Annotated in this window: 24 protein-coding genes; 18 read left to right on the top strand and 6 right to left on the bottom strand. The window is 71.0% G+C overall.

Annotated elements, in window-relative coordinates; all coding sequences use genetic code 11:
- The first annotated feature begins 115 nt into the window (after positions 1–115).
- From ABIC52_RS13865 to ABIC52_RS13815, 11 genes are all read left to right on the top strand, one after another.
- Positions 116–1,150 (top strand): ABC transporter ATP-binding protein, encoded by a 1,035-nt coding sequence (locus tag ABIC52_RS13865; protein ID WP_354027610.1) that lies wholly within the window; start codon positions 116–118, stop codon positions 1,148–1,150.
- On the top strand, positions 1,147–2,181 hold the full coding sequence (locus tag ABIC52_RS13860; protein ID WP_250368213.1) for an ABC transporter permease: 1,035 nt from the start codon (positions 1,147–1,149) through the stop codon (positions 2,179–2,181). Before ABIC52_RS13865 ends, ABIC52_RS13860 begins: the two co-directional genes overlap by 4 nt.
- A gap of 41 nt (positions 2,182–2,222) precedes the next feature.
- Positions 2,223–3,557: a YcaO-like family protein gene (locus ABIC52_RS13855; protein WP_126890470.1), complete on the top strand. Its 1,335-nt coding sequence runs from the start codon at positions 2,223–2,225 to the stop codon at positions 3,555–3,557.
- 13 nt (positions 3,558–3,570) lie between these two features.
- Complete coding sequence (locus ABIC52_RS13850) at positions 3,571–4,176, top strand: TOMM precursor leader peptide-binding protein (RefSeq protein WP_354027609.1); 606 nt, start codon at positions 3,571–3,573, stop codon at positions 4,174–4,176.
- A gap of 229 nt (positions 4,177–4,405) precedes the next feature.
- Positions 4,406–4,570 (top strand): thiocillin family RiPP, encoded by a 165-nt coding sequence (locus tag ABIC52_RS13845; RefSeq protein WP_209676017.1) that lies wholly within the window; start codon positions 4,406–4,408, stop codon positions 4,568–4,570.
- A gap of 67 nt (positions 4,571–4,637) precedes the next feature.
- Entirely contained in the window at positions 4,638–5,756 is a 1,119-nt protein-coding gene (locus ABIC52_RS13840; protein WP_126890473.1) for a site-2 protease family protein, read from the top strand.
- Entirely contained in the window at positions 5,753–8,116 is a 2,364-nt protein-coding gene (locus ABIC52_RS13835) for a hypothetical protein (protein WP_354027608.1), read from the top strand. The genes ABIC52_RS13840 and ABIC52_RS13835 overlap by 4 nt, the downstream gene beginning before the upstream one ends.
- Positions 8,113–8,850, top strand: coding sequence for a thiopeptide-type bacteriocin biosynthesis protein (locus ABIC52_RS13830; RefSeq protein ID WP_354027607.1), 738 nt, complete (start codon positions 8,113–8,115; stop codon positions 8,848–8,850). The genes ABIC52_RS13835 and ABIC52_RS13830 overlap by 4 nt, the downstream gene beginning before the upstream one ends.
- Positions 8,847–10,442, top strand: coding sequence for a hypothetical protein (locus ABIC52_RS13825; protein ID WP_354027606.1), 1,596 nt, complete (start codon positions 8,847–8,849; stop codon positions 10,440–10,442). Before ABIC52_RS13830 ends, ABIC52_RS13825 begins: the two co-directional genes overlap by 4 nt.
- Entirely contained in the window at positions 10,439–11,083 is a 645-nt protein-coding gene (locus ABIC52_RS13820; protein WP_161972581.1) for a nitroreductase family protein, read from the top strand. The genes ABIC52_RS13825 and ABIC52_RS13820 overlap by 4 nt, the downstream gene beginning before the upstream one ends.
- Positions 11,080–11,466, top strand: coding sequence for a transcriptional regulator (locus ABIC52_RS13815; protein ID WP_354027605.1), 387 nt, complete (start codon positions 11,080–11,082; stop codon positions 11,464–11,466). The genes ABIC52_RS13820 and ABIC52_RS13815 overlap by 4 nt, the downstream gene beginning before the upstream one ends.
- Before the next feature lie 139 nt (positions 11,467–11,605).
- Here the strand turns inward: ABIC52_RS13815 and ABIC52_RS13810 are convergent, their stop codons facing one another.
- The gene (locus ABIC52_RS13810) at positions 11,606–12,388 is read right to left on the bottom strand and encodes an SDR family NAD(P)-dependent oxidoreductase (RefSeq protein WP_126890479.1); all 783 of its coding nucleotides are present in this window, start codon (positions 12,386–12,388) and stop codon (positions 11,606–11,608) included.
- A gap of 86 nt (positions 12,389–12,474) precedes the next feature.
- Here ABIC52_RS13810 and ABIC52_RS13805 point away from each other — a divergent pair, with 86 nt between their 5' ends.
- Positions 12,475–13,326, top strand: a complete 852-nt coding sequence (locus ABIC52_RS13805) for a helix-turn-helix transcriptional regulator (RefSeq protein ID WP_354027604.1) — start codon at positions 12,475–12,477, stop codon at positions 13,324–13,326.
- Between the two features lie 273 nt (positions 13,327–13,599).
- Here ABIC52_RS13805 and ABIC52_RS13800 read toward each other — a convergent pair whose 3' ends face one another.
- On the bottom strand, positions 13,600–14,112 hold the full coding sequence (locus ABIC52_RS13800) for a MarR family winged helix-turn-helix transcriptional regulator (protein ID WP_354027603.1): 513 nt from the start codon (positions 14,110–14,112) through the stop codon (positions 13,600–13,602).
- Between the two features lie 105 nt (positions 14,113–14,217).
- On the opposite strand from ABIC52_RS13800, the gene ABIC52_RS13795 reads away from it, so the two are divergent.
- On the top strand, positions 14,218–15,147 hold the full coding sequence (locus tag ABIC52_RS13795) for an NADP-dependent oxidoreductase (RefSeq protein WP_354027615.1): 930 nt from the start codon (positions 14,218–14,220) through the stop codon (positions 15,145–15,147).
- 21 nt (positions 15,148–15,168) lie between these two features.
- Here ABIC52_RS13795 and ABIC52_RS13790 read toward each other — a convergent pair whose 3' ends face one another.
- The 4 genes from ABIC52_RS13790 to ABIC52_RS13775 are packed head-to-tail and all read right to left on the bottom strand — an operon-like array spanning position 15,169 to position 20,167.
- Positions 15,169–16,674, bottom strand: a complete 1,506-nt coding sequence (locus ABIC52_RS13790; protein ID WP_354027602.1) for a glycoside hydrolase family 36 protein — start codon at positions 16,672–16,674, stop codon at positions 15,169–15,171.
- Positions 16,675–16,719: 45 nt separating this feature from the next.
- Positions 16,720–17,709: an N-acetylglucosamine kinase gene (locus tag ABIC52_RS13785; RefSeq protein ID WP_354027601.1), complete on the bottom strand. Its 990-nt coding sequence runs from the start codon at positions 17,707–17,709 to the stop codon at positions 16,720–16,722.
- Positions 17,706–18,839, bottom strand: a complete 1,134-nt coding sequence (locus tag ABIC52_RS13780; protein WP_354027600.1) for an SIS domain-containing protein — start codon at positions 18,837–18,839, stop codon at positions 17,706–17,708. The genes ABIC52_RS13785 and ABIC52_RS13780 overlap by 4 nt, the downstream gene beginning before the upstream one ends.
- Positions 18,836–20,167 carry a D-tagatose-bisphosphate aldolase, class II, non-catalytic subunit gene (locus ABIC52_RS13775; RefSeq protein ID WP_354027599.1) on the bottom strand — a complete coding sequence of 444 codons (1,332 nt, stop codon included), beginning with the start codon at positions 20,165–20,167 and terminating at the stop codon, positions 18,836–18,838. The genes ABIC52_RS13780 and ABIC52_RS13775 overlap by 4 nt, the downstream gene beginning before the upstream one ends.
- Before the next feature lie 158 nt (positions 20,168–20,325).
- Between ABIC52_RS13775 and ABIC52_RS13770 the strand changes: the two genes are divergently transcribed.
- The 5 genes from ABIC52_RS13770 (at position 20,326) to ABIC52_RS13750 (ending at position 25,907) form a co-directional block, all read left to right on the top strand.
- Positions 20,326–21,114 (top strand): DeoR/GlpR family DNA-binding transcription regulator, encoded by a 789-nt coding sequence (locus ABIC52_RS13770; protein WP_126890486.1) that lies wholly within the window; start codon positions 20,326–20,328, stop codon positions 21,112–21,114.
- 232 nt (positions 21,115–21,346) lie between these two features.
- Complete coding sequence (gene melA / locus ABIC52_RS13765; RefSeq protein WP_354027598.1) at positions 21,347–22,663, top strand: alpha-galactosidase; 1,317 nt, start codon at positions 21,347–21,349, stop codon at positions 22,661–22,663.
- A 41-nt stretch (positions 22,664–22,704) separates the two neighbouring features.
- Positions 22,705–24,048 (top strand): extracellular solute-binding protein, encoded by a 1,344-nt coding sequence (locus tag ABIC52_RS13760; protein WP_354027597.1) that lies wholly within the window; start codon positions 22,705–22,707, stop codon positions 24,046–24,048.
- Positions 24,049–24,057: 9 nt separating this feature from the next.
- Positions 24,058–25,008, top strand: a complete 951-nt coding sequence (locus ABIC52_RS13755; RefSeq protein WP_126890488.1) for a carbohydrate ABC transporter permease — start codon at positions 24,058–24,060, stop codon at positions 25,006–25,008.
- Positions 25,005–25,907: a carbohydrate ABC transporter permease gene (locus ABIC52_RS13750; RefSeq protein WP_126890489.1), complete on the top strand. Its 903-nt coding sequence runs from the start codon at positions 25,005–25,007 to the stop codon at positions 25,905–25,907. Before ABIC52_RS13755 ends, ABIC52_RS13750 begins: the two co-directional genes overlap by 4 nt.
- Positions 25,908–26,024: the final 117 nt, after the last annotated feature.

The following is a 26,024-nucleotide window of genomic DNA, read 5'->3' as shown; positions in this document are numbered from 1 at the left end:
CCTCGCCCGAGCGGTGCAATGCAGCAAGGGGTTGCGAGATCGCAATTAGTTCCGCTACCGTACGAGCGACCGGGTTCTTGGGGGGCTAGCGGTCAGACCGCTAGTCGGCGCATCGTTGCGTTCACCCGAGAAGCTGTCATCCGCTGCGGTGAATCAGGGGCACATGCGACGCGAAGCAGGCACAGGGCGAGGAACCGGCGACGAAGTCGTCGAGCTCCACGGTTTCACGAAGTCGTTCGACGAATTCGAAGCGGTCCGCGATCTGTCGCTCGGAATCCGAAGAGGCGAAGTCTTCGGTTTCCTGGGACCGAACGGCGCCGGTAAGACGACGACGATCGAGTGCATCGTGGGGCTGCAACGGCCGACGGGCGGTTCCGTCCGGGTCCTCGGACTCGATCCGTCGCGGGACCGCGGCGAGATCACCCGCCGCGTCGCCGTGCAGCCGCAATCGGCGAGCCTCTTCGACACACTCACCGTCCGGGAGACGCTCGAGCTCTTCTCGTCGTTCCACGAGCAGCCCCGCGCCCTCGAGGAGGTCCTGGCCGAGATCGGTCTCCAGGAACAAGCGTCAGAACGTTCCAAGGCGCTCTCCGGCGGGCAGACCCGAAGGCTCCTGCTGGGGGTGGCGTTGGTCGCGGATCCCGAGGTGCTCGTCCTCGACGAGCCGTCGGCAGGGCTCGACCCCGCGGCGCGACAGGCGCTGTGGAAGGTGATCTACGGACTGCGGGATCGTGGGACGACGATCATCCTCTCCACGCACCACATGGACGAGGCGACCTCTGTCTGCGACAGGGTGGCCATCATGGTGGGTGGCCGACTGGCCGCGCTGGACAGCCCGGACGAGCTCGTCCGGCAGCATGCGAGCACGAGCGACGTGGCCTTCACCGTCGCGACCACGGTCTCGGACGCGGATCTGGCGTCGGCGCTGGAAGTACCGTTCACATCCGACCCCGTGCCCGGCGGGACGAGGGTCCGAGTGACCACCGACGATCCCGACGAACTCATCCGCCGGGTGACCTTCGCGAGAGCCCTGCGTGCCCGCGAACTCAACGTCCGCCAGGGCAGCCTCGAGGACATCTTCCTCCGACTCGCCGAGCTCCCGGACGACCGACGCCGGCGCGACACCACGGCCGAAGGGAACCGCTCGTGACCACGGACTCCGCAACCGCCTCGCGATCTCGATCGCGCGAGGCGTTCAAGCAGCTGACGTTGCTCAGCACCCGCGAACTGCTCCGCAACATCAAGACGGTCATCGCCCTGATGTTCATGTTCTTCTTCTTCCTCATCCTGATGGCGGGGATCGACTTCGTCATCAACGGAGGCCGCCCTGCTCCCGTCGCCTCGGTGGCAGACGGCCCGCGCAGCGCTCAGGTCGTCGACGCTCTGCAGGAGCGAGGCATCACGGTCCGCGCGGACAGCTCCGCCACGGCCGAGATCACGGTGGACGGAGACCGCGCGCAGATCGTGCTCCCCGCCAAGGACAAGCCCGCGTGGAAGGAACTCGTCGCCGCCGTCCACTCGACCGGTGTCCCGTCCGCGAAGATCGTCGTGACGGACGCCTCAGGGGCGCCGGAGACCGACATCCTCCGGATCAACCTCGCGACCGTCCTGGTGACCGGTTTCATGGCGATCGCGTTCATGGGCACATCGGTGCCGCTCGTCACGCTCCGGCAGCGGGGGACCCTGAGACTGCTCGGGACGACGCCGGTGAAGCGGCTGTCCTTCATCGTCGCGCAGAGTCCGATCCGGTTCGCCCTCGGCATCGGTGAAGCGCTCGTCATCGTCCTCGTCGCTGCGAGTCAGGGCTACGTCGAGTCGTTCAACGTCCTCCGACTCTTCGTCACCCTCATCCTCGGGCTTGCGATGCTCTTCGCCTTCGCGTACCTCCTGGCGAGCAGGTCCGCTCATCCTGACGTGATCACGCAGGTGACCGGGTTCCTTCCGGTCATCGTCATCCTCACCTCGGGCACGGTGCTGCCGATCGACATCTTCCCCGACGTGGTCCGGTACATCACCTACGCGTTCCCGAGTACGTGGTTCATGCAGGCCATCGGGGCGGACATCGCCGGCACGGATCCGTTCGTACCCGTCTACTGGCTGTGGTTGATGATGGCCGGGGTCGGAGTCGCTGCGGCGTTGCTCGCCGCGCGACTCTTCAAGTGGGATCAAGGCGACCTCTAGCGAGGTCGGGGAACCATCGGGGGGAACCATTGGGGGGAACAATGGCATCACACACGATCACGGCCGAGCCGCTCAGCGCGGAGTTGCGAGCGCTCGACGACCTGGTGTCCGACGAGGGAGGTCTCGTCCATGCCGTCCAGAAGCTCACGGGCGACGAAGAGCCCTTCGCTGTCTACACGGCGACGCTCGGCGCGCTGGACCGCCTGCAGGAGAACATCCGCGTTGCGCCCGGGTCGGAAGCGGGGATCGAGCTGGCCGGGAGCGGCGGCGGGACCGACGAACGACTCGCTCGCGCCATCGCGATCGTGGAAGCGGTCGAGCGCTACTCCAGCTGCGTGCCCCCGGACCGGCTCCGCTGGGCCAGCCCCCGCGAACTCGGTGATTCGGCCGTCGACCTGACCGTCCTGCCTCGATGCAGCGCTCACGAGCTCTCCGATGTCCGCTGTCCGGTCCGCGAGGCCGATCCGGAAGAACGTGTCCGGTGGACGACGGCATGGTCGTCGGCGCGGCAGCAGCTCGTCTGGGTACCGGCGACACTCGTGTGGATGCACCTCGAGGCGCTCACGTCCAGCGAGCGCCTGACCGTCCCGATCTCCACCGGGTGCGCAGCCCACACGGATGCCGCGCAGGCACTGCTGAACGCCGTGTGTGAAGTCGTCGAACGGGACTCGATCGCCCTCACGTGGCTGCAGAGGCTGCAACTGCCCGAGATCGACCTCGCTGACGCGCCCCGGGCCGTGACGGCCGCTGTGGCTGCGGCGAACTCGACCGGACGCGTCCACCGCTTCTTCGACGCGACCACGGACCTCGGCGTGCCCACGGTCTACTGCGTCGACACCGACCCGTCGTCGGAGACGCTGCGCCACGTGGTGATGTGCTCGACCGAACTGGACCCTGCACGAGCCATCGTGAAGATCGTCCGCGAGATCGCGTCCTCCCGCATCGCGCTCGAGCACGCCGGTCCGGTCCCCGACTCGATCGACGACTTCACCAGTGTCACCGACGGTGCGCGCTTCATGGGGCACCCGGACCGCGCGGACGAGTTCTCCTTCCTCCTGGAGAACGACCGCCCGACGCGGCGGTTCTCCGAGTTGCAGAACCTCGACGCCGGTGACCCGCAGAGCTCCCTGAACGCCGTCGTGCGGAAACTCCACGATGCAGGCTGCGAGGTGCTCAGTGTCGACCTGAGCACTCCGGAGGCCCGAGCGGTCGACCTGACCGTGGTGCGGGTCATCATCCCCACGCTCATGCCGTTGTCCTTCGCTCACCGCGCGAGGTACCTGGCCCATCCGCGGCTCTACGACGTCCCGACCCACTTCGATCAGGCCGTGCTCGGAGAACGGGACCTCAACCCGTACCCCCAGCCCTTCGCCTGAGACAGGACCTCCGATGCTGCAAGCGCACCTCATGGGTGACGGGACGTTCTTCGCTGCGCTCCGAGGGCGAGCGCGTGCCGACCCCTTCACCACGTCACCCGACCGTCGAGCCGTCTTCGACTCGACGAACTGGCCAGCAGCACGAGCCCGCGTCCTCGTCACCTCCGCCAGGGACAGAGCTGCCGAGGAGCACCTCGATGCAGCCACCCGAGGCGCGGGACAGACCTGGATCCCCGTGCAACTCGAAGCGCGCAGCCTGCGCGTCGGTCCGGTGATCGGACCCCGGCGAGCGGTCTGCATGGACTGCTTCGACCGACGGCAGGAACAGCACGGTCGGCGGAACCGCACGGACGTCGAGCTCGAGGCTGCCCACGACGGCGGTTCGCCCGCGAACGGGTTCACCCCGGCGCACGTCGACATGGTGTTCGCGGTGCTCGACCGCATCACGTCCTCCGACGAGCGACTCCGGGCAGCAGCTTCGTCGCTCTGGCGCTTCGGCTACTCGGACCTCTCCATCAAGCAAGCACTTGTGATTCCGGTAAGTGGTTGCCGACGATGTGACCCGGATCACGGCGAAAGAGAGCGCTCCGTGCAGCTTTCGCAGTACTTCCCGCGTTAAAGGCGGACCGGATCGTCGCTCAGCCGCTCGTCGCCAGCGGCCCGTTCTGCGTGCAACAAAAGCGGCAATTGTTTGTCAGAGAATTCACGGAGTCCGATCCTTGCGTCAATTGAGAAAGCGTCGATAGCGTCTTTTCCAGACATCGAAGATCCTCGAGTCCACGGACCTCGCGAATGTGGGGGAGCGGGGAACGGTGTCCATTCAACAACAATCTGAAAAAGGGGAAAAAATGGACAAGGCAATCGATCTGGTGTCGGTGGAAGAGCTCTCCGTGGAGGACCTGCCCCAGGCAGTCGCCCCCGGTGCGAGCAGCGCCGGAACCGTCGGCTGTGTGTCGAGCGCGGGTAGCTGCGCCGGCACGCTCAGCAGCGTCAGCTCGTACAGCAACCACTGACCTGCGAGGGCGGACGGCCGACGGCCGTCCGCCCCTTCTCCTCTCCCATCTCCCGACCGAGGCACAGATGACGCAACTCACGAGCGAGACCGAACCCGACGGGGTGCTCCGGCTGGCCAGTGGTGTGACGCGTGGCGTCGCAGCAGACGGCCGTCTCCTCCTCAGGAGCCCGGCCGGACACTTCGCGGCAGTGCCGGCGGGCGTCGAGCCGCTCATCGCGCGACTCGAAGCGGGTTGCGACCACGACGAACTCGTGCAGCTCATCCGCCGGACGGACGCCGTCGACGAGACCGGAACGGCTGCCACCGACGGTGTGCGCAAGTTCCTCGATGCGCTGCGGAAGTCCGGTTTCATCGAGGGGCAGTCCGGGGAGCACTCCCGTACGGATCGCTTCCTCGCCCGCGCCGGGGCCGACTTCTTCGCTCGACTCCCGCTGCCGGTGAACATCGACGGGCTCGCCGCAGCGGTCGCGCGCCCGTTGCACAGGTTCTCCGCGCCCACGCTCCTCGTCGTCGCCGGGATCACGGCAGCCACGGCGGTCGCAGGCGGACTCGCAACGGTCCTCGCGAACACGAGCGAACTGGCTCAGCCGTCGATCGAGGCCATCGTCATCGTCGCCGTCCTCGTGGTCATCCAGCTCGCAGTGCACGAGACCTGTCACGCCATCGCCATGCGCACGCAAGGAGCGCGGGTCCGTGAGATCGGTGTCGGGCTGCTGTACTACTTCGTCCCCGTCGCCTACGTCGACCGCACCGAGGCGTACGCGGTCCGGTCCCGGCCAGGGCTCGTGCTCATCGCCCTCGCTGGTCCCCTCGTCGACGCCGCGCTCATCGGTGTCGCGGCCGTCCTCGCGCTGAACGTGACGGGTGGAGCCCACGAGGCCGTGGTCCTCTACCTCACCGCCGAGCTGTTCCTCCTCCTCGCGAACTGCAACCCGTTGTTCCGCTCCGACGGCTACCACGCGATCGAAGCCGCCTTCGGGGCGCTGAACATGCGGGCGCGCGCCTTCACGATCGTCACCAACGCCCTGCTCCGGCGACCGCAGCCTGCCCACGTCCTCACCATGGCCCGAGTGCGCCGGGTCGGCCTCGTGTCCTACGCGCTCGGAAGCGTGCTCTACCTGGTGCTGATGCTCTGGAACCTCTCGCACACCATCCTGCTGACCGTGTTCGGGACTCCGTCATGACGCAGTACGCCGTGGCGCCCTTCACCATGTCCCGGATCGCATCGCTGCCGGGGGATGCACTGCACTTCGACCAGCAGCTGACCCCGGACCTCCTCGAGGAGGGACACCGGCTCCAGGAGCAGGTCGACTCGATCAGCCGACAGGTCGCAGACGCAGTGCACGTCCTGGTCCCGACGTGCTCGGAGGGTGATCGCCGAGCGCTCCTGGGTCTCCGGAGAGACCTGCACAACCGCCGGCCGTTGACGACCGTCGGACTGGAGGCAGCGGAGCGACACGGGTTGGACCTCGAGGAGCTGGTGCAGCGCCGAGCCGCCGTCGCGGTGAGCCGGGCGCTGATCGCGAAGCTCGCGGACGAGGACGGCACGCGGGCTGAAGAGCGGGTCCGGGAAGCGCTCCGCACTCCGGACGTCGCGGATGCGCTCCGGCTCCTCAGCCCTGGTTTCTTCGAAGCGCTCGGGAAGCCCGCACCAGCGGGGAGCAAGCGGGGAAGGTCCGCTCTGGCCTTCACGTCGAGAGCCGCCCTCAAGCCGAGCCCGCTGTCGACACTGACCCGCGTGGCCGTCGACGGAGCGAACCTCGACGACCGCGTCTCCACACTGTCGCCGGTGGTCGCCTCGACCGTCCTCCGGGAGCTGGCCACCCGCCGTCACGCCCTCCCGACGCTGCAGTACCGGTCCGCCGTGCGCGCGACGGGGGAGCGTCTCGTCGCGAGCGTCGAGACGGCGGAGATGACGCACGGCGCGGTCGTCTTCGGGAGACATCCGAAACGGCTGCACGACGCGGACAGCGATGCCGCGCTCCTCAGCACCTGGGTCGGTGGTACCGCAGACGAGTTGCTCCGCGTCGCCGACGGCGGAGGTTGGGCGCGCGCAGCACGGTGGATCGCGTCCGGGGCCGTCTCCGCCGTACCCCCGTGGGCCCACGACTCCCGCCGTCCGGAGTCGGCGCTCGGCGAGCTGATGCTGCGCAGCGACTGCACGGAGGTGGCCGCTGCCGGGGCGCTCCTGCTGCAGGTCGGTCGCGACGCGCAGACGCTCGCGTCGACGTCGGGACCGTCTCGGAGCGCCGTCCTCCGGTCGATCCAGGACGGACTCCAGCAGCTCGCCTCCGACCTCGACATCGATCTCCCCCGCCAACGCCTCGTCAACGAGGACGCGGGTGCCGCGTCACGTCCCACGACCTCGTCGAGCGACCTGCCGGGATCGCTGGCCACCCTGGTCCGCCCCACCCTCTTCCGCTCTCGGGTCTACGACGTCGTCAAGGACGCGTTCGTCGCCGCGCACGGTGCCGGCGGTGCGACACACGACGTACTGGGCTTCCTGACCGAGTGCTCGTTGTCCAAGCCGTTCCGCGCAGCGCTCCAGGCCGCTCGCGCGGCAGACCGCAGCGTGGACGCACACGTCGGGCGCAGCGGACTGCCCGTCGGGGCCACCACGGCGCCACCCACGATCTCCGCGTTCGTGCAGACCGCGCACGCCCACGACGACCGGACAGCGGTCGTGAACCAACTCATGCCGGGGGTGGGCGGCGTGGTGGCCCGCTTCTGTGCGCTCGGAGACGCGCCGTCGACGCTGGTCCCGATGATCACCGGGTGGGTGGAGCAGCTCTACCCGGGTGCGGACGACGTGCGCTCGGTGCTGCCCGGGGTCGACGTCAACCCCTTGCAACGCGCCGCGGCCGCTGCCGTCCCGCCACTCCGAGGTGCGGACCTGGAAGAAGCGCTGCTCGGCATCGCGCTCACCCACGACCCGGAGACCGACGTGCTCGAGTTCGTCCGGAACGACGGCGCCCTCGTCGCGCCGGTCCCTCTCGGCATCGTCCCGGCGTGGACGTTCGAAGGGCCGGTCGGACTGCTGCTCGCGCTCGTCGACCCGTGGATCGACGGTTCCCGCATCACCCGTGAGTCGAACCCGATCCGGCGGGCAGGCCGCACGGAACGCCTGGAACGGCATCCTCGGCGCACCGACCGTTCGCTCGTCACCCGGCGCCAGACCTGGCGGGTGCCCGTCGACAGCATCCCGGTCCAGGGGAACTCGACACCTGGCGACTTCCTCACCGCCCTGCACGGGTGGCGGACCGCGAACGGGATGCCGGACGAAGTGTTCGTGCGGATCCACGGCGACGACCCGTTCGACGCGGACACGCGGAAGCCGATGTGGATGCGCTTCAGCAGCTGGTACACGGTCAGCGCGGTGTGGGCGTTGCTGCCGGGGCGTCACACCCTCGAGGTCCAGGAGAGCCTCCCGGTCCGCTCCGGCGCGGAACACGCAGTGGAGCACGTCATGACGCTCGGATGGCCGCGGCCGACGCCTGGTCCGCTCCGGGCCCGGCACGAGATCGCAGTGGAGTCGAGGAGATGAGCGGCACGTGGACGTACTGGAAGGTGTACGCGCCGACGGCGGAGATGGATCGGGTCGTCCTCGAACTCGCTGACCTCGTCGAGCGCATCGCCGGTGCCGCGACCTCCTGGCACGTCCTCCGCTACGCGGATCACTCCGGCCCGCACCTCCGCTTCAGGGCGTTCACCTCGCCGTCGAGCGCGGACGCCGTCCATGCCTCCCGGCACGAGGTGGGGCACCCGGTCCGCCTCGACCTGTACGAGCCGGAGGTCGACAAGTGGGGAACGAGCGGCGTCCGGCGTGCCGAGGAGCTGTTCACGACCTCGACGCTCCTCGCGGTCCACGCCATCAGGGAGCGGATGGACGTCGCGGACCTGCTCGTGCGACACACCGTGTCCGTCCTCGTGCCCGACCAGCGGACCCGCCTCGCTGTCCTCCGCACCCACGCGGCGTGGTGGCTGGGAGAGAAGTCGTCGGACGGCGGAGCGGTCGAGTCGAGCCTCGCAGCGCTCCGCGACGAACCCCCGCCGAACGTGCAGGACGGCGACCCGTGCAGCCACCGACTGCTGGGGCGCTTCGTCGACGGCCTCGCGGACGCGATGCGTCATGCCGGACCGGGACATCCGCCCGTGTACCACCTCCACCAGCACGTGCACCTCACGATGAACCGCCTCGGGCTCTCGCCACAACGAGAAGCCACTGCGGCCCTCAACGAACTGATCCGTCTCGAAAGGGCAGGCGTCGAACAAGGATGAACACCTCGCTCACAGCAGCAGCGCTCGACGTGGCCACCCAGAACGACGCGCAGTTCACGATCCCGACGATGCCACGCGTGGTCGCAGCCGTCCCGACGACGTGGTTGCAGGACCGGTACGTGATCGAAGGGGTCGTCTCACGGCGGGTGCTCCAGGGCCGGACGGTGCAGCGTCTCCTCCCGGATCTCCTTCCGCTCCTCGACGGGACGCGGACGTGGGGCGAGCTCGCAGCGGACGCCGGAGTGGCCGAGCCCACCATCCGTCAGGTACTCGGGATCCTGTACTCGGCGGGACTCCTGGAGGAGGGTGACGCACCGAGGCCGACCGGCGACCAGGCCCTCCACGACTTCCTCAGCAGGACCTTCGACGCGACTCGGCATCACCAGTCCGGCTCAGCCGCGCGGGCGGCGCTCGACGCAGCGACCGTCGGGGTCGTCGTCGACGACCAGGACTTCGCGTCGGAGGTCGTGGCTGCGCTGCGATCGAGCCACGTGCGGGTCATCCCGGTCGACGAGTTGCAGGACACCCCGCCGAGCCTCGCCGTCACGGTGGACCTCGACGGTGTCCGACCTGACGCGCAGATCTGCGCTTCGCTCCGCGCTCGCGGTGTCCCCGTGCTGCCCGTCACGCTCCGCGGAGCGGACGTGAGCATCGGCCCCGTCAGCTACCCCGACCACAATCCGTGCCCGGACTGCACGGAAGCGGGGCTGCAGGTGCTCGGAGCACACCGAGACGTCCCCGGCGAGCAGGTTCCGCTGCGCGGACTGCTCCCGGCCTGCATCGTCCAGGAGGCAGTCCTCCTGCTCGCTGGGGTCGGCACCGCCCGGACGGTCTCCGAAGCGATCGTCATCGGCGGCGATCCGCTCAGTACGCGCTTCGAGTTCGTCGTCCGGCGGCCGGGGTGTCGGACCTGTGGCACGGGCGAGTCGGACTCCGACGGCGGGATCGCCTTCGCCTTCGAGGAGTCCGTGGCCTTCCCTCCCGCGCGTCTGACGAAGCCACGGACGCACCAGCAGCACTTCGAACCCGCGAACATCGCGTTGAGCCTCGAGCAACGGCCTGCCGAAGGCGAGTGGTTCCCGCTCCCGGTCGATCTCGAGGTCGACCGACCGACCGGGGCCGCCGCATCGCTTGCGCACGTCCTCGCTTCCGGCTTCGCGCTGAAGCCGCCTCACCTCGCAGAAGCAGGCAAGGTGCGCCGGTGGGCTCCGACGGGCGGTAACCTCGGCTCCCCGCAGGCGTACTTCACCACTCGCGACGTCCCCGACGTCCCCGACGGACGATGGATGTACCGCGGGGACGCCTACGCCGCGTGTCGCCTCGGCGACGCTGACGACGGCGATCCCGGCGTCGAGCTCGTCGTGGTGAGCGAGATGTACCGCGTGTGGAAGAAGTACAACACCTTCTCCTACCGCATCGTCGCGCTCGACGCCGGCGTCGCGATGGCCCACGTCGCCGTCGCGGCGACAGGTCTCGGGCTGCCGACGACCAACCACCTCGGATGGGTGGCAGCCGAACTGCAGTCCCGCTACGACCTCGACGACAGCGAGCAGATGGTGACCGGGAAGCTCACCATCGGAGGCCTCCGATGACCGACCGCATCAGCATCGTCAGCGACCTCCGCACCGCGGCCGACGCCAGCGCGCAGCGCGTCGGATCTGCGCCGCAGCCGGTGTCGGCAGTCCCGGGCTCCCGGGAGCTCGGCCGGGCGATGCGGTACCGGTCCGCCACGACGCACTTCGTCGACCAGCCCGTCGAACGGCGCCACGTCGACGCCTCGGCGGCCGCCATGACCACGATGGACGCCGGTCTCTGGGGCGACGCAGCGCACAGCTCGCCGCTCCGCGTCCTGGTCGCCTGCCGACGGGTCGCGGGCGTGCAGCCTGGTCTGTACGAGTACGTCGACGGGGGGCTGCTCCGCCTCGACGGGGATGCCGAACCGCTCCGGATGCGCGAGATGGTGTTGCAGCCCGAGTTCGCTGAGGCAGGCGCCATCCTCCTGGCCGTCGGGAACCTCGCAGGGATGACGAGCCGCTTCGGCGCCCACGGCCACAGGATGCTGCTGAGCAGAGGAGGAGCCGCGTGCGAAGCAGCATGGCTCACCGCGGTCCGGTTCGGACTCGTCGGGAGCATCTTCGCCGGTTTCCTCCCCGGCGCGCTCCGCCAGCGCACCGGCATCGACGGCAGTTCTGACCTGCAACTCCTCGCACTGGCGATCGGCGCTGCGGCATGAGCGTCCACCCGCGGGAGCGGTTGGTCCCGGAGCTGTTGCATCCGTTGCGGCTCTCCATCGTGGCGAAGATCGTCGGAACGCACAGCATCACCTTCCGGGAGCTGCGGGACGATCTGGGTGTGTCGGACGCGGCGCTGAGCCGGCACTGCTCGAACCTCGAGGCAGCAGGTCTGGTGAGCGTCACGAAGACCTTCATCGGGAAGACCGCGCGGACCCGGTTGAGCATGACGACGGACGGTGAGGTCCGGTGGCAGTCACACCGAACTGCGTTCTGCGAGCTGATCGGCGTGGACACCGGACCGCTCTCGGCAACGGAGCCGACCGGCGACGCCGCCCCTGCGGACGACGCAACGCCGCATCCGCATCGGCGCGCCCGATCCTGACGTGGCTCGGACGAGCGAGGCACGGACACCAGCTCGATCCTGACCGGCACCGGCACCGGCGCGGACGTCGGAAGGGTCGGCCGCTTCGTCTCGCCGCAACGCGGTCCGGCGGTCGCCTGCGCTCCGGCGCCGGGCGGTCTCACGCGCCGGCTCCGCCGTCCACCGGGATGCTCGCCCCGGTCACCATCGACGCACGGTCACTGAGCAACCAGGCGGCGACCTCGGCGACCTCCTCCGGACGCGCCATCCTGCCGAGGGGGACCGACGCGTTGATCTGCTCGGTGATGCCCGGCGTCGCGGCCTCCCACTCCTCGATCATCTCGGTCTCGGTGCCGCCCGGCGTGATGCCGTTCACCCGGATGCCCTCGGGCGCCCAGGTCACGGCGGCCGTCTCGGTGATGCTGTTCAGCGCGCGCTTCATGGCGCCGTAGGCGGGGAGTGCGGGGTTCGCGCGGCGGCTGCCGATGCTCGAGGTGTTCACGATCGATCCGCCACCGGACCGGCGCATCAGTGCTGCCTGGGCGTTCATCGCGATCCAGTGCCCGCGGAAGTTGACCGCGAACTGGGTCTCGACGTCCTCGTCGCTCGTGGTGTCGAGCGGGCCGGGCTGCTGGATCGCGGCGCCGTTGTTGAAGGCGCCGTCGAGCCGTCCGTGCAGGGTGTCGACGTGGTCGACGGCCGCCCGGATGCTGACGGGGTCCGCGAGGTCGAGTGCGACGGCGTCCGCGGTACCGCCGGTGCTGCGGATGTCGGTGACGAGGGTGTCGAGGGCGTCGGTGCTGCGGGCGGCGAGGACGACCGCGGCGCCCTCGCGAGCGAAGAGCCTCGCGGCGGCGGCACCGATGCCGCGGCTGGCGCCGGTGACGAGGACGACCTTGCCGGCGAGCAGGTCGAGGGAACGGGGTGCGGTGAGTTCGGTCATGGCATCAGCGTCGATCCGTCAGGAGTGCCCGATCCAGGTACAGCCGGTACCAGGACGTCGTCGGAGGCGCGGGGGAGGATCGGGGCATGGACAAGCAGGAGCTCGCCGCGTTCCTCCGCTCCCGCCGGGAGCGGCTGCGGCCGGAGGACGTCGGGCTGCCGTCGGGTACGCGTCGGCGGACGCCGGGTCTCCGCCGTGAGGAGGTGGCGGTCCTCGCCCACATCTCCACGGAGTACTACGTGCGGCTCGAGCAGGGGCGCGCTCCGCGGCCGTCGGCGGAGGTCCTGTCCGGCATCGCCGGCACGCTCCGACTCACGGACGCCGAGACCGACCACCTGCACCTGCTCGCCGGGACCGCCCGGGCACGGACCGGGACGCTCCGACGCGAGGTCCGACCGAGCATCCTGGCCTTGATCGAGCGGCTGCCGCAGACGGCCGCGATCGTGCTCGCCGCGGACTTCGAGGTCCTCGCGTGGAACCCGCTCGCCGCTGCACTGATGGAGGACTTCGCCCTGCGCGACCGCGCCGGACGGAACCTGGCGCGTCAGGCCTTCCCGATCACCGGGTCGGACCAGCCCACGGACCCGCCGTACGGCATCTCGGACGGCGCCGAGTTCCAGCACCACGTCGTGATGCGCCTGCGGACGACCCTGGCGGAGCACCCTGCGGACGAACAGGTCGTCGCACTCGTCGACGAGCTCCGGTCGGGGAACCCCGAGTTCGCCCGACTCTGGGACCGACACGACGACGTGCAGCCGGCACCGATGCTGACGAAGACCTTCCGCCACCCGGCCGTCGGACCGGTGACGGTGGACTGCGACACGCTCGCGCTCACCGACGCCGACCAGTTCCTGGTGCTCTACACCGCGGCGCCCGGGTCAGCGGGTGCGGACGCCCTGGCCCTGATCGGGATGCTCGACGGACAGCGCGCACGCTGACCACGGGCAGGCCGTGCGGCGCGGACCACCGCGCCGCCGTCGTGGACCGACGCAACGTCTCCTCCGCTCGGGGCATGGGGATGAACCGGGACCGACGTCTGGCCGTGATCGTCGGGAGCCTCGTGGGGGTGCTCGGCGGCGTCGGGCTGATCGCTGCGGGCGCTCTCCACTTGATCGGCTCGTAGCGCGGGCCGGACCGGACGCGGGTCGGCTCGCCACAGCCGGACGGGAGGCGCGGTGCCGGCCCGCCCCGCGCCTCCCGTCCGGACGTGGTCACGCCGCGCTGCCCGCGCCCTTCCGTCGCGCCCGCCCTGCCGACCGCGGCGGGTGCTGTCGCAGGTGCCCGCTGATCCGCCCCAGGACGTCAGCCAGCTGCGCTGCGTCCTCGTCACTGACGTGCGCGAACAGCAGCTCGTGCACCGTCGCGATGTGCCCGGGCAGCACGGTCGAGAGGGCGTCTCGCCCGGCGTCGGTCAGGGAGACCACGGTGCTCCGCTCGTCGTCGGGTGACGGTCCCCGCGTGACGAGCCCGCGCTGCTCGAGCACCTGCGCCTGGTAGGTCAGGCCGCTGCGGCTGTAGACGACCCCGTCCGCCAGGTCCGTCATCCGCAGCCGCCCGTCCGGCGCGTCGCCCAGTCGGGCGAGCACCTGGAACTGCACGGAGCTGAGTTCGCCGGCGTCGCGGAGCTGCTGCTCGACCGCCGGGCGCAGCAGGGCCGCGACCTCGGTGAACGACAGGTATGCGCCGAGCTGGGTCGGAGTGAGTGCCGACGGGGGAGAGGCCATGCGTCGATCCTACCTGTTGCTTCGAACTCGAAGCAGGTGTACGGTCGACCCATCGCTTCGAATTCGAAGCAAACGATGAAGGGGAAGACCATGGACGAGAACACGATGCGGGCCGTGCGGTTCCACGAGGTGGGCGGCCCGGAGGTCCTGCGGACCGAGGACGTCGAGCGCCCTGAGCCGGGCACGGGCGAGGTGCTGGTGCAGGTCGCCGCCTCCGCCTACAACGCGGCCGACAACGGCATGCGCGGCGGGTTCCTGCCGATCCCGGTCCAGCTGCCGCACGTGCCCGGGTACGACGTCTCCGGCACGGTCGCGGCGCTGGGCGAGGGCGTCGAGGGCCTCGCCGTCGGCGACGCGGTGGTCGGGTTCCTCCCGATGGAGCGCGACGGCGGTGCCGCCGAGTACGTCGTGACACCCGCGGAGGCACTGGCCGCCGCCCCGACGAGCGTCCCGCTGGTGGACGCCGCGGCGCTCCCGTCCGTGGCGCTGACGGCCTGCCAGGCCCTGTTCGACGAGGGGCGCCTCGAGGCGGGCCAGCGCGTGCTGATCAACGGCGCCGGTGGCGTGGTCGGGAAGTACGCGATCCAGCTCGCCGTCCGTGCCGGTGTGCACGTGGTCGCCACCGCGAGCCCGCGGAGCGCCGACGCGGTCCGCGCCGCCGGAGCACAGCAGGTCGTCGACCACACCACGACGGACGTCCTCGCGGCGCTCGACCAGCAGGTGGACGTGCTGCTCAACCTCGCGCCGATCGAGCCGGAGCGGTTCCGGGCGCTCGTCGCCGCCGTGCGTGACGGCGGGGCCGTGGTCAGCACGACCGCGTTCATGGCGACGCCGGACGACGAGTCCCGGGGCGTCCGCGCCGCGACGGTGTTCGTCCTGCCGGACCGTCAGCGACTGGCCGAGCTCGTCGCGCTCGTCGACGCCGGGCAGCTCACCGTCGAGGTCACCCGACGCATCCCGCTGGCGGAGCTCCCGGCGCTGCACGCCGAGGGCGCGGCCGGTCGGATCGCCGGCAAGGTCGTCGTCACCGTCTGAGGGACGACGACCGCCAGCCGGTCAGCCGATGGAGGACGCCGCGTCGACCGCGTGCTCGCCCGTGACGTACGGGGTGAGGTCGATCATCCGGTCGTCGACGCGGAAGACGTACCGGCCGACCTGCTCGACCACCGCGCTGCCGCCGAGCCAGTCGGCGGCCTCGGCACGCTCCTCCGGTCGGAGCCAGTCGACCGGGTCGGACGTCGACCGGAACCCGAGGACGGCCGCGGTGTCCTGCAGGGCCCGACGCTCGTCCGCGCCGAGCAGGTTGCGCTCACTCCGGAAGTAGACCGAGTCGGGGTCCACCTCGTACAGCCGCCGCATCCACACCCGGTTGACCGAGGCCACCAGCGCGTTGCGGGCGCCCTCGCCGGAGGGGTCGCCCACCCGCTCGGCGTTGTCCCAGAACGGCGCGACGTCCGGTCCGACACGGGCTCCGTCGAACACCCCGACCGAGGGGATCATCGGGACGCCGCAGCCGAGCAGGTAGACGTCGTCGCCGACGGTGGCCCGGATGTGCTCGATCGCCTGCCGGTAGGCCTGTTCGCGGGGCAGGTCGACGTGTCGGTGTCCGGCGATCGCCCCGGCGTACATGAAGTCGAGCTTCAGGTAGCCGTAGCCGTCCGTCGTGATCCGGTCGAACACGCCGCGGAGGTGGTCGAGCACCTCCGGGTTCGTCGTGTCGAGCGAGTGGTAGTACGACCCCCAGTTGTACCCGGAGACGAGCGGACGGCCGTCGTCACCGGCCACGAGCAGGTCGGGGCGCTCGGTGGCGATCGTCGATCCGGGCAGGGCGATCAGCGGCGCGAGCCAGATGCCCGGGCGGAAGCCGTGGCGCGCGATGGTCCGCGCCGTCGCGGCCATCCCGCTCGGGAAGTCCGGTCCGGCCGTCCAGTCGCCGACGATCGGCTCCCACCCGTCGTCCATCTGGAAGACATCGACCGGGTACCCCTCGAGGTCGGCGGCCGCACGCGCGATCCGGTCCTCGGTGATGTCCTCGTAGTACGAGTACCAGCTGCTCCACACGGTGCCGGCGCGGGCGGTCCGGCGACCGAACCGCTCGGCGACCCGGTCGGCGTACGCGGCGAAGACGTCCTGCTCGGCGCCGTACGCGACGAACCACTCCGCGTCGTCGTGCTCGCTCCTCGCCCACAGGACGTTGCGGTCGGCGCCGACCCGCGGGGTGCCGAGCCCGAGCGCCCCGACGAGCAACGTCCCGCCGTCCGGACCGGTCACCGCGCCCACGGCACTGCCGGAGTGTGCGTGCGGTGTCTCGTTCGCAGCGTCGTCGGCGGTGAGCAGCCGTTCGGGGCTGTCCTTGATCCCGATGGTGTCGCCGTCGACACCTGTCCATCCGCTCGGACTCCACGAGTTCCAGCCGTGCCGGTAGAACTCGGCCGCGGGACCGGAGGTGTGGAGCAGCGCGACGGGACCGGCCGGGACGATCCACCCGTCCGCCGTCCGGCGGGGTGCTCCGGAGACGTTCGCGGGGACCCGGAGGCCGTCGAACTCGAACGTGAACTGCACTGCTGGGCTCCTCGTGGGGTCGGTACGCGATGTCGGTGCGCGGTGTCAGCGTGCGGCGGCGCTGGAGCTGGTCGCCGCGAGCACGTCCGCGGCGAACCGCTCGGGGATCGGTGCCCCGGCCCGACGCATCGCGACCAGGACGCTGCCGACGGTCGGATCGTGGCGGGGCTCGACGAGCTCGAGGTTCGTGTCCTCGGCGGACAGGGCGCTGGCGAACGCCTCGCGGAAGCGCGGCGCCCGGAAGAGCCCGCCGGAGTACGACACCGGAACGGTCTCGCCGGCGGGGAAACCGAGCGCGCGGACCGTCGTGCCGACCAGGGTCGTGAGCTCGGCTGCGGCGCGGTGCAGGATCTCGGCAGCCGCGTCGTCGCCGGCGTCGGCGGCCGCGACGACCACCTTCGCCAGGTCGGCGACGGTCCCGCGGTCCGCCCCCCACTCGTCCATGACGACGCCGATCAGGTCGAGGTCCTCGGTCACCCCGACCCGCTCGCGGACGAGTGCGTGCAGCGGACCCCGGGGCAGTCGGCCGTCGGCCATCCGGGAGAAGGCGTTGAGCCCCTGGACGGCGACCCAGTACGCGGACCCCTCGTCGCCGAACACCTCGCTCCAGCCGCCGACGCGGTGTGCGGTGCCGTCGCGCTCGCCGTAGGCCATCGACCCGGTGCCCGCGATCACGTTCACGCCGTCCCGCCCGGCCAGGGAACCGGCCCAACCGCCGACCATGTCGTTGCCGCAGGAGTACCGGTCGTGTCCGAGCACCGCGGCGGGGAGGGCGTCGAGCACCGGGGTGTCCCGACTCGACTCCCCGTGTCCGGGGATGCCGAAGTGCGCGGACGTGATGTCCGCCGGGGTGATGCCGGCCGCCGACGTCACCGCGTCGACGCCCGCACGGACGACGTCGCCGACGAGTCCGGTCCCCGCGTCGAACCAGGAGGAGGTCGGCTGCCGCGACTCGGCGAGCGTGGTGCCCTCGCCGTCGGTGAGCAGGAACGCGGTCTTGGTGCCACCGCCGTCCATGCCGAGGAAGACCGTCATGGCCGCGCGACTCCCCCGCGGTGGTCGTGGATCGTCACGCCCTGCACGACGCGGTTGACCGTGCCGCCCGGGAACGGGTTGTCCGGCGTGCAGCCGTGCGCGACCGACGTCGCGAGGGCGAGGAGCTGCGCGAAGCCGACCAGGGCGACGCTGCGGAACGCGTCGTCGAGCCCCGCCAGGCCGTCGAGCGGGAAGGAACGCTCGTCGTCCGCGTCTCCGCCGACCGAGACGACCCGCACGGTCCCGTCCCCGCGCAGCTCGCGGAGGATGTCCGCGTCGTACCGCGCCGTGTACGGGTCGGCCGAGCCGTAGACGACCACCAGGGTGTGTGCACCCGCGACGGCCTTCGGGCCGTGCCGGAAGCCGAGCGGGGTGTCGAAGAACGACACGACCCCGCCCGCGGTGAGTTCGAGCAGCTTCAGCGCGGACTCGCGTGCCAGGCCCTGCAGCGCGCCGCTGCCCAGGTAGACGACGCGTTCGGTGCCCTCGGCGAGCGAGGCGATCCGTGCCTCCAGGCCGGCGATCGTCCGCGCCGCCGCGACCAGCGCGCCGGTGCCCGCCACGAGCTCCGGCCGGAAGGCCAGGAGGACGGCGAGGAGCATCGTGGAGAAGCTCGACGTCATCGCGAAGCCGGTGTCGTTCGTCTCGGCCGGCATGTCGAGGACGAAGGACCGGTCCTGCCCGCGGTGCTCGCGGGCGAGGGAGCCCGCGGGGTCGCAGGTGACGACCAGGTGGTGCGCACCCGGCGCGACGTCGTCGACGACGCGGGTCGCTGCGACGCTCTCCGGGCTGTTGCCGGAGCGGGCGAAGGAGACCAGGAGCACCCGGCCCGGGTCGCCGAGCGAGCCGTGCGGGTCGGCCACGATGTCGGTCGTGGCGATCGACTCGACGCGACGGCCGATGTGGCGGCGGAGGTCGACGCTCGCGATGTCCCCGACGAAGGCCGAGGTGCCGGCCCCGGTGAGCACGATGCGCAGGTCCGGGTCGGCGAGCAGCGGCTGCAGGAAGGCGTCGAGCGCGGCACGGCTGTCGTCGAGCGACGCGACGAGGCGCTGCCAGCTCTCGGGCTGCTGCAGGATCTCGCGGTGGGTCGCGGTCTCGTCGGCGCGGACGGGGGCGGTCGTGGTCACAGGGACTCCTTGCTGGTGGTGGTGGCGACCGCGGCGGCGAGACGCTCGCGCGGGGCGACGGCGGCGGCGTACGGGCGCAGGACGTCGCGGACCCGGTCGAGCACGATGTCCTCGGCGCGGTTCGGCAGCAGACCCTCGCGGACCCGCTCGTACTGCACCGGCAGGTACTGGCTCAGCAGCGGGAGCGGGATGCCGACCTCGTCGAGGCTGTGCAGGAGCGCCTCGGTCGCGGCGGTGATCTCCGGGTCCGGCCAGTAGTAGCGCATGCGGTCGCTGTAGCTGTAGGTGCGGGCGATGCGCCGCTCGTGCTCGTCGCCCTCGTAGTAGCGCTCCCACCGGCCCGGCTCGGCGAGCATGCGGCGCTCGACGACGCCGCGCAGGTCGGTGGCGGAGCCGTCCGGCACGAGCTCCGACTCGAGGGCGTCGAGGGCGAACAGCGCCTCGCGGAGCCCGAAGGTCAGACCGGGGCCGACCTTGAGCACCGCCCAGTGGTCGTCGACCAGGGCACGGAGCGCCTCGGGCGTCTGGTAGTCGGTCGAGTGCGCCTCGTACACGAGTCCGGGCGTCGCCTCGATGACCTCCTGCAGGGCGGCCGTGGCCTCGGGGACGTAGTCGATCACCTGCAGGTGGTCGAACTCGACCGCGGGCTGCACGACGAGGGCGACGACGCGCGGCCACACGTCGGCGAGCCCGGCGCGCTCGAACGCGGCGCGGTGCACGTCCAACGTGCCGACCGCTGCCGTCGCCGGGGTCGGCACGAGGTCGTGGAGCGTCTCCTTCGCCCCGCCGGGGGTCGGGACCTCGGTGCCGATGACGTAGACGATGCCGTCGCGGTCGATCCCGGCGTCGGTGGCGGCGGACTCCGCGGCGGCGAGCAGCACCGCGGCCCGCTCGGCGACGACCGCGTCGGTCAGCGGAGCGGTCTCGCCCTGCAGCGGCATGCTGCAGTCGAGGTGGATCTTCGTGTACCCGGCGGCGACGTAGGCGCGGACGAGGTCGACGGCGAGCGGCATGGCCTCGTCGGCCGGGCGCTCCTGCCACGTGTTCGGGCCGAGGTGGTCGCCGCCGAGGACGAGCCGGTCGGCCGGGAAGCCCTCGGCCTCGGCGAGCTCGAGCACCGCCGCGCGGAAGTCCGCGGGTGTCATGCCCGTGTAGCCGCCGAACTGGTCGACCTGGTTCGAGGTCGCCTCGACGAGCAGGGGTGCGTCGTCCTCGAGCGCCTGGCGCATCGAGGCCCGCAGGACGTAGGGGTTCGCCGAGCAGACCGAGGTGATGCCCTCACCGGATCCGGCACGGTGGCGAGCGACGAGCGCAGTGATGGGGTTCACGTGGTTCTCCTGGTGCGTGCGCCGCGGTCGGCGGCGCTGCCGACGCGGCACCGTCCGGCGCCGCGTCCGGTCTCAGTGTCGGCAACGACCGATCAGTTCCGCTGCCGTAACGATCACTCCGGTCATTCGCAGTGATCGTTCTGTCGCATGATGGGGCCATGGACAACGACACCCCGGACGTCGGCCGCAAGCGGCGGGACCGGATGCGGGACATCCTCGAGCGGGTGCGCGAGCAGGGGTCGACGAGCACGGACGAGCTGATCCGCGCCTGCGGGGTCTCCGCGGCCACGGTCCGCCGCGACCTCAGCGAGCTCGAGGCACGCGGGCTCGTCCGGCGCAGCTACGGCCGGGTCGAGGCCGTGGGTGCGCTCCCGGAGCTGCCCGTCGTGATGCGGGCCTCCGAGGCCGACGCCGCCAAGCGCGCGGTCGGACGGCTCGCGGCCCGGCTCCTGCCCCCGGGGCGGCAGGCCGTCGCGGTCAGCGGAGGGACCACCACGCAGGAGGTCGTGCGGGCGCTCGGCGACCGGAACGGCCTGACCGTCATCACGAACGCCGTGACCATCGCGCTGGAGGTCTCGCGCAGTCCCCGTGTGAAGACGATCCTGACTGGCGGGACCCTCCGCGCCACCTCGCTCGAGGCGGTCGGCCCCCTGGCCGAGGCGGCGTTCTCCGCCTTCAAGGTGACGACGGCGTTCCTCGGCACGGACGGCATCAGCGCTGCCGGCGGCGTCACCACGCACGACGACACCGAGGCGCGGACGAACGGCGTGATGGTCACGCACGCCGACCGGGTGGTCGTGGTCTGCGACGGGTCGAAGGTCGGACGGCAGACGATGGCACGGATGGCCGACATCGGTGACGTGTCCGTCCTGGTGACCGACGAGCACGCCCCGCGCGAGGCGCTCGAGCAGATCGCCGCGGCGGGCGTCGAGGTCCTCATCGCCTGAGCACTGCGCACCCGAACGCGCACTCGTCCTGCGCGTTTCACGACGCTGCGTGGTGGTCGCGTCCGCCGCCCCCTACCGTGGGGCCCGGCCGGCGAACCCCGTCGAGGCCGCGCACCCGGACACCGCAGGAGCCCGTGTCGGGAAGCGCGCCCTCCCACCCCTCCGTGCCTTCTGCCACCGCAGGTGGTTCCGACCGCCGTCCCTCGGCGGTACCCCGAACGAAGGGCTTCCCGTGTCCCGCATCGTGTTCGTCGGCGCCGGCAGCGTCGTCTTCACCCGACAGCTGCTCGCCGACCTCCTCCGCTACGACGACCTCCCCGAGCTGGACCTCCGGCTGTTCGACGTCGACGAGCGCCGCCTCGCCGTCGCCGAGGCCACCGCCCGCCAGGTGAGCGAGCGCCTCGGGCGTCCGGTCACCGTCACGGCGACGACCGACCGCCGTCGCGCCCTCGCCGACGCCGACTTCGTCGTCGACATGGTGCAGATCGGCGGGATCGCGGCGACCCGGACCGACCTCGAGATCCCGGAGCGGTACGGCCTGCACCAGACGATCGGCGACACGACGGGGGTCGGCGGGGTCTTCCGTGCCCTCCGTACCTTCCCGTTCCTCACGGAGCTGACCGCGGACATGCGCGAGGTCGCCCCGGACGCGGTCCTGCTCAACTACACGAACCCGATGGCGATGAACATCTGGTGGGCGAACACCGTCGCGCCGGACATCACCGCGCTCGGGCTCTGCCACAGCGTCTACTGGACGGCACACGACCTCGCCGGACTCCTCGGCCTCGACGTCGAGCAGACCCGCTTCCGCGCAGCGGGCGTCAACCACCAGTCGTGGTTGCTCGAGTGGACGCACGACGGCGAGGACCTCTACCCCCTTCTCCGTGAGCGCATCCGGCAGGACCCGGAGCTCGAACGTCGCGTGCGGGTCGAGGTCTTCAAGCGGGTCGGCTTCTACCCGACCGAGACGAGCGAGCACTCCTCGGAGTACCTGTCGTGGTTCCTCCGCTCGCAGGAGCAGGTGGACCGCTTCCGCCTGCGGCCGCTCGAGTACGTCGGCATCTCCGAGGACAACGTCGCGGAGTTCGAGGCAGCCGAGCGCGACCTGGCGGCCGGCCGGCCCGTGCAGCTCGAGGAGGGCGCGTCGGAGTACGCCCCGCAGGTCATCCACTCGCTGGTCACCGGCACCGAGCGCGAGATCCACGCGAACGTCCCGAACGCGGGCCTGATCGACAACCTGCCGGCGGGCTGCGTCGTCGAGGTCCCGACCACCGTCGGCGCCGCTGGCATCGCACCGATCCCGATGGGGGCGCTCCCCGTGCAGGCGGCGGCGCTGAACCGGCCGTACGTCTCCGTGAACGAGCTCACGGTGCACGCCGCGCGGACGGGCGATCCCGTCGCGATCCGGCAGGCGGTGCTCATGGACCCGAACGCGTCGTCGACGCTGACACCCGAGCAGATCTGGGAGCTGTGCAACGACCTCGTGGTCGCCCACGGTGACCTGCTGCCGGAACCGCTGCGCGCGACGATCCCGGCTCGCGGGATCTGAGCTCGCGGGCCGACGCACCACTGACGACGAAGGAGTCCGCAGTGACACGCACCAGGACCAGCTCCGCCCGCCGCCGCACCGCACGACGTCGCACCGCACGCACGGCACTCGCCGTCGCGATCGCGGTCGCCGCGTCGGTCCTCACCGGCTGCGCACCGCAGGGCACCACCGTGCTCGACACCACCGCACCGGTCCACCTCACCATGTGGTCGGGGCAGAGCGACGAGGCGGCGAAGCTCCTGCAGGGGCTCGTCGACGAGTACGAGGACGCGCACCCGAACGTGACGATCGACATGTCCTCCGGGGCCTCGTCGACGGACGAGCTGCTGCAGAAGCTCGCGGCCTCGTTCGCCGGGAACGACTCACCCGACATCTCGTACACCTTCGGGTCGTGGGCGAGCCAGCTCGAACGGTCCGGGCGGACGCTCGACCTGCGCGCCGAGGCCGAGGACCCGGACACGCACTGGGACGAGTTCTCCCCGGCGGCCCGCGGGACCGCGCAGCCGACCGGGCGGAAGGTGATCGGCTTCCCCGCGGTCGTCGACAACATCTCGCTCTTCTACAACAAGACGGTCTTCGACGCCGCCGGCGAGCCGTACCCGACGGCGGACTGGGACTGGTCGGACTTCCGTCGCACCGCGAAGGCGTTGACGGACCGGGACAGCCAGACCTTCGGCTACGGCTACTCGGTGTCCGGCAGCGAGGAGACCACCTGGCAGATGTGGCCGCACCTCTGGCAGAACGGCGGCTCGATCCTGTCCGAGGACGGCGAGCACGCCGCGTTCGACTCGACGGCCGGCGTCGACGCCCTGTCGTTCATGCGGTCCATGGCCGTGACCGACCGCAGCGTGTACCTCGACCAGACGGACACCAAGTTCGCGCAGCTGTTCGAGAGCGACCGCGTCGGCATGATCACCTCCGGTCCGTGGGAGCTCTCCGCCCTGAAGACCGCCGGGACGTCGTACGGCGTGGTGCGGCTCCCGGGGACGGACGGCGACCACCAGACGGTGTCCGGACCCGACCTCTGGACCCTGTTCGACAACCACGACGTGAACCGCGCGTACTGGGCGAAGGACTTCACGAAGTGGCTGACCTCGCCCGCGCAGGACGAACGGTTCAACGTCGCTGTCGGCAACCTGCCGCTGCGGTCGAGCGAGGCCGACAGCCCGGCCTTCCGGGAGCAGGTCGCAGCCCTGCCCGGACTCGACGTCATCCAGGCGAACTCCGCGAACGCGAAGCAGGTCCGTCCGACCCTGCCCGGCTACAACGGCCTGTCCGAGGCCTTCGGCGACGCGGTGTCCCGCGTGCTGCAGGGCGAGGGCGAACCGGCCGAGGCACTCCGGCAGGCGACCGTCGCCGCCGACAAGGCACTCCGTCAGGGCTAGGAGGCCCCCGTGACCACTCCCGCACTCCGTACCCGTCCGACCACCGGCGCTGCCGGCGCCCCGGAGCCGCGTCGACGACGATCGGCCGCCGCCCGCGAGGGCCTCGCCGGCTGGGGCTTCGTCGGCCCGGCCCTGGCGGTCGTGCTCGGCCTCACGATCTTCCCCGGGGTCTGGGCGCTCGTCCTCTCCTTCCAGCGCTGGGACGGCTTCAGCCCGCCGTCCTTCGCCGGCATCGAGAACTACCAGGACCTGGCCACCGACGCGAGCGCGCTCGCGGCCGCCGTGCACACCCTGCTGTACACGGTCCTGTTCGTCCCCGCGTCCCTGCTGCTCGGGCTCGCCCTGGCCGTCGCCCTGAACCGGCGCATCCGGTTCATCGGCCTGTACCGCACGGCGATCTTCGTGCCGTTCGTGGCCTCGGCCGCGGCGACGGGCATCCTGACCACCTACCTGTTCAGCCCGCAGTTCGGCATCGTCAACACCGTGCTGCGCGTGCTGCACGTGCCGCCGCAGGGCTGGCTCGAGGACCGCTCCGAGGCGATGGTGGTGATCGTCATCATGTCCCTGTGGGGGCAGGCGGCCTTCACGACCGTCATCTACCTCGCCGCACTGCAGGACGTCCCCGGCGACGTGCTCGAGGCAGCGCGGATCGACGGCGCGAACACCTGGCAGACCTTCTGGCGCGTGGTCTGGCCGCAGCTGGCGCCGGTCACCGCGTTCGTCGGGATCTACCAGACCCTGCAGGCCGTGCAGCTCTTCGACCTCGTCTACGCGACCACCCGCGGCGGACCCCTCGACGCCACCCAGACGATCGTCTACTACCTGTGGAAGACGGCCTTCCAGAACCTGCAGTTCGGCTACGGGTCCGCCATCGCCTACGGCATGTTCTTCGTCACCCTCACCGCGACCGTGATCGTCACGGTCGTGCAGCGCCGAGCCGGAAGGAACGCGGCACGATGACCGTCGAGACCCGAGTCCTCGAGACCCCGAACCGGCGGTCCGCCGTCGCGGCACCGACGGGACGCCCCGCGCCCCGCCGTCGACGTCGCCTGCCGTTCAGCCCGTGGCACCTCCTGCTCGCACCGGTGGCACTCCTGTTCCTGCTGCCGTTCGTCGAGATGTTCCTCACCTCGCTCGAACCGGCGTCGGAGATCAACAAGTTCCCGCCGTCGTTCCTCCCGACGCAGTTCACCCTGTCGGGCTACACGCGCCTGTTCGCCGAGTCGGACATCCTGCACTGGCTCCTCAACACGGTGATCGTGTCGGCGTCCGCGATCGTCTCGCACCTGGTGCTGTGCTCGCTGGCCGGCTACGGGTTCGCACGACTGCGGTTCCCGGGGCGGACGTTCGGGTTCCTGGCGATCCTCGCGACGATCATGATCCCGTCGCAGCTCCTCATGATCCCGACCTACGTCATGTTCGCGCGGCTGCACCTCGTGGACAGCCTCGGCGCCGCGATCGTGCCGTGGCTCGCGTCGGCGTTCGGCATCTTCCTGATGCGGCAGTTCTTCCTCTCCCTGCCCGCCGAGCTCGAGGAGGCCGGCCAGATCGACGGGTGCTCGCGCCTGCAGGTGTTCTTCCGGATCGTCCTGCCCCTCGCCCGTCCGGCGCTCGCGACGCTCGCGATCTTCACCCTGCTCGGGTCCTGGAACGACCTGGTCTGGCCGCTCGTCGCGATCAACGACGCGGACTCGTTCACGCTGCAGCTCGGTCTGACGAACTTCCAGGGCGCGCGGCGGACCGACTGGTCGCTGCTGATGGCGGGGAACGTGGTCGCGACGCTGCCGCTGATCCTGCTCTTCCTGGTGGCGCAGAAGCAGTTCGTCGCGACGATGGCGTCGGCCGGCCTGAAGGGCTGAGCGGCACGATCGACGGGAGGCACGGTGCCCACGGGCACCGTGCCTCCCGTCGTCCGTGCGGGCGGTCCGGGAGGCGCGTGTCGGCCCGGCACCGTGCTGCCGGACGGCGCGGTGTGC

Origin of the sequence: Curtobacterium oceanosedimentum (genome assembly GCF_040545555.1) — a bacterium.
Classification (GTDB): domain Bacteria; phylum Actinomycetota; class Actinomycetes; order Actinomycetales; family Microbacteriaceae; genus Curtobacterium.
The sequence above is the reverse complement of the archived record's forward strand: the minus strand, read 5'-3'. Positions and strand labels throughout refer to the sequence as shown.